Source organism: Bradyrhizobium sp. 33ap4 (assembly GCF_032654765.1).
In the GTDB taxonomy this organism is placed as follows: domain Bacteria; phylum Pseudomonadota; class Alphaproteobacteria; order Rhizobiales; family Xanthobacteraceae; genus Bradyrhizobium; species Bradyrhizobium australafricanum.
Genome location: NZ_JAUMTJ010000147.1, coordinates 1 through 3,034, shown reverse-complemented (window position 1 = coordinate 3,034; position 3,034 = coordinate 1). Strand labels below are relative to the sequence as shown.

At 55.6% G+C, this 3,034-nt stretch carries 3 protein-coding genes and 1 pseudogene; 2 read left to right on the top strand and 2 right to left on the bottom strand.

Annotated elements, in window-relative coordinates; translation table 11 throughout:
* A pseudogene (locus Q2M23_RS43340) lies at window positions 1-130 on the top strand (IS3 family transposase); the annotation flags it as partial.
* A gap of 265 nt (window positions 131-395) precedes the next feature.
* On the opposite strand, the gene Q2M23_RS43335 reads toward Q2M23_RS43340, so the two are convergent.
* Window positions 396-1,208: a hypothetical protein gene (locus Q2M23_RS43335; protein ID WP_316399477.1), complete on the bottom strand. Its 813-nt coding sequence runs from the start codon at window positions 1,206-1,208 to the stop codon at window positions 396-398.
* 274 nt (window positions 1,209-1,482) lie between these two features.
* Between Q2M23_RS43335 and Q2M23_RS43330 the strand changes: the two genes are divergently transcribed.
* Complete coding sequence (locus Q2M23_RS43330; protein WP_316399476.1) at window positions 1,483-2,007, top strand: hypothetical protein; 525 nt, start codon at window positions 1,483-1,485, stop codon at window positions 2,005-2,007.
* A 222-nt stretch (window positions 2,008-2,229) separates the two neighbouring features.
* Here Q2M23_RS43330 and Q2M23_RS43325 read toward each other — a convergent pair whose 3' ends face one another.
* Window positions 2,230-2,667 carry a hypothetical protein gene (locus tag Q2M23_RS43325; protein ID WP_316399475.1) on the bottom strand — a complete coding sequence of 146 codons (438 nt, stop codon included), beginning with the start codon at window positions 2,665-2,667 and terminating at the stop codon, window positions 2,230-2,232.
* Window positions 2,668-3,034 lie beyond the last annotated feature (367 nt).

Here is a 3,034-nt window from a genome sequence, read left to right as displayed (position 1 = left end):
GGCCTACGCCGCCTCTCTCACCGCAACGGACGCTCGGCTGCGCAACCCCGACCAGCTCCGCCGATCGCCCGTTGCTTCCACCGCGCCGCAAGGCGTACAACCCCCCGAGACTCTAACTGCCGCTGGATGAAAATTCAGGGGCAGGTCATAGGGCCTCTCCGCATGGTATGGCCGGCCCGGTCCAGTAGTTGCTGCACTGGTTCTGACTGCAATAGCGCGCGGTAACGGTCCCGCCATGCTTGTATACGGCGCACACCTCATCACCTTGGCAACGGCGATGAAGGCTCCAGTCCGGAGCGTCTGCGATCATAGCTCCGCCGGCCGGCCCCCATCCGGGTGTCCGGCTTGCTTCGCCTTCAGTAGCGGGCACATCGACTCCGGCCTTGCACACCATCTTAAATCCCTCCCTTGTCTGAAAGAACGCCCCTTAACCGTTCGGCTCCGAACGATGAATTGATTTCTGGCGATGGAATTAATTTGTGTCCTGCCGTCAGCACGCCAGGTCCGAAAGTGATCAAGAGGTCGTCGGTTCGCGTGCGTGTAGCACTCAGGAAATTTCCGCCCGTGTTCGCCGTAACGTTCACGAACTTCCAGCTCGGGGTCGCGCTGGCTCCTGCCTGAACTTGGAACGTTACATGATGAGTGATGGTATCGAAGGGGCCGCCGGTGACAGTTTCGCCGAGCGTATCGTTTCCGTCCCATGGCTGCAGAGCGGCAGCGAGCGTCTGATGAATGCCCAAGTCACCTGCGATCGGCTCCCTCTCCCGTATTGTACACGGCACCTCCGTTCCTCGTTCGTCCGTTGGGGTCGGATCGGTCACGAGCTCTTGGAAGGGAACAAAATAAGTGACGCTCATCACGCGGGTACCGTCCGCCATAAATTGCGCGCCGACGCTGCCGGCGAATGTCTGGGCGGCATTGATGAATGCGATACCAGGGTTGGCCTGTCCCTTGTCATCCGCTGTTATCGTCAGGCCTACCTTTGCTACCCACGTCTTCAGGAGGATGCGCTTGGATTTCGCCTCCCTAGGCCACTCGCGTTTTACTGCCTTACTCAATTCGCAGCGGACATGGGATGCGATGGCTTGAACGAACTGTTCGAACTCGATCTTGGACGGATGCGCTAAATCCATGATCGGAAGCGTCGTTCCGCACCCGCCTAAAGTGGCGGCGGCTCCCGCCGAGAGCAACCGAACCCACAACCGCATGACCCCTCCGCTCAAATACCCTGCGCCAGACTACGTAAGTAGCGTGGCGGTGACAACACTCGCCAGCGTTGTCCATGGGTGAAAGTCCATTGGTGCGGAAGGCCTGCTTCAAGGGACGTGGTGCCCGTAATTCTACGGATAAGGCTGCAATTTACTTGGCGCTCTTGGCCAGTAGGATTTGGCGCCAGGCAATGATGCGCTCCTAGGCGAGTGCTATTTCGAGAGAACATTCTCGTGCTCTTTGTGATCTCTTACGCGTAGGAGCGGGCGTCGGATGGGATACGGGGTAAAGGAGCTGATCTATGCCGAGCCATTTGCAAATGCCTTAGTGGACGATCCGACCTTTCGTTCTTGGGCGCTAAGCAGAACCATGTTTTCCGCATTTTCTGATGCCCGGCTCATGCATCAGGAAATGCAGAACAAGCGCAGCGCACGATATTGGTGGCGATCACATTTCACCGAAGCGTGTCGTTGCGAAGGATGCAGTGGTCAGGAAACGGATCTGCTGGCGATCTTCGAGGCCACTACGGGCTTCCGTTTCGCTGTCCATATCGAAGTCAAGCATCCCGGCGACAACTTCAAGCATGGCGGCAGGCAAGCCGCATCATACAACGTGCGAGCTCAATGCTGGGCAGCCAAAGCACCACAAAAGGTAGTGCGCCACGACATGGCCGCATCAGCACTTCTGTGCAGTGAGATAAAATTGGCCGAGTATGCGAAGCACGTGGCGCATTTCGGAACGGTTTTTACGTTTGAGGAAATAAAGCGCAAATTTCCAGATGCCGTTCCGAGGCCTTAAAAGTTAAGGTCATTGGCTCATTCCGGTTCTCGTCGTTTTGTAGGAGGTATTATCGGCAACGCTTCGGGGCACGGTTGTAATGACGACGAACCTACGAATGCGTTAACTGCCGTCGGACCAACAGGATTGACCTTTTAAGGGATGAAAGGCTGAGCTGATATTACACTCGCGCGGTTACCGTTGACGCGGAACACTTTGAGAAAGCTCGTTAGAAAAGCGCCATCAGTAAATTCCCTTCTCAAAGTCCTGTTTTCTGATGATATGAAATCTGCTTTTGCTGTCATACGTCCCGGCTACGTATGAGCCGTCAGGTTTAGTTATAACGTGTAGACGATTTCCGCGCTTATCGCGTCCGCTCGTCATGAACTCCACATCGCCATTCGGCAAATCAGTGCATTGATTGGGGTTGCCGCGAAGAATGCAGCTGACCTCAAATCGCTCGCGGTACTTTCGATCCACCTTGGCTGTGGCTTTGGGCCGCGTCTTGTGCTGCTCGCATACCGCGACAAAAACATCGGCGTCGGCTTTGGCATCCTTCAAGATCTGTTCGTTTCGCTCTTTGGCGATACTTTCACAGTATTCCATGTCTAGTACAAATGGCCGGCTAACCGAGGCTACTCCGCCGGCTGCGGTGTAGAAGACTAGAAACACTCTCAACATTGTCGCCACTCCATTTTGGGTTGCTCCTGCAAATATTGCGAGTAACCGCATCTGAGTCGAGCGAAGGAGCGCACATTAGGGCATGGGGCGGTACCAGTCACACGTGCGATTGCTATCCGCGCACAAGGAGACGCCAGGACGAGTTCGCAAAATCAAACGCACCGACGCCCGCTAAAATTCTTCAGGGTTCGAGCTTACGATACTCGCTTCGTGGTCCCTGACTAGCTTCTGAAACGCCTCAAACGCGCCATAGCAACGCATGCATTGCTCCTGCAGCAGTGAAGCTACGTTGTCAAACGCCATCCGGAACTGCCCCCTTTGCGTCATGAAGAACTGCCCCCACCCTCGGGTTCATGATGTTGGTTGA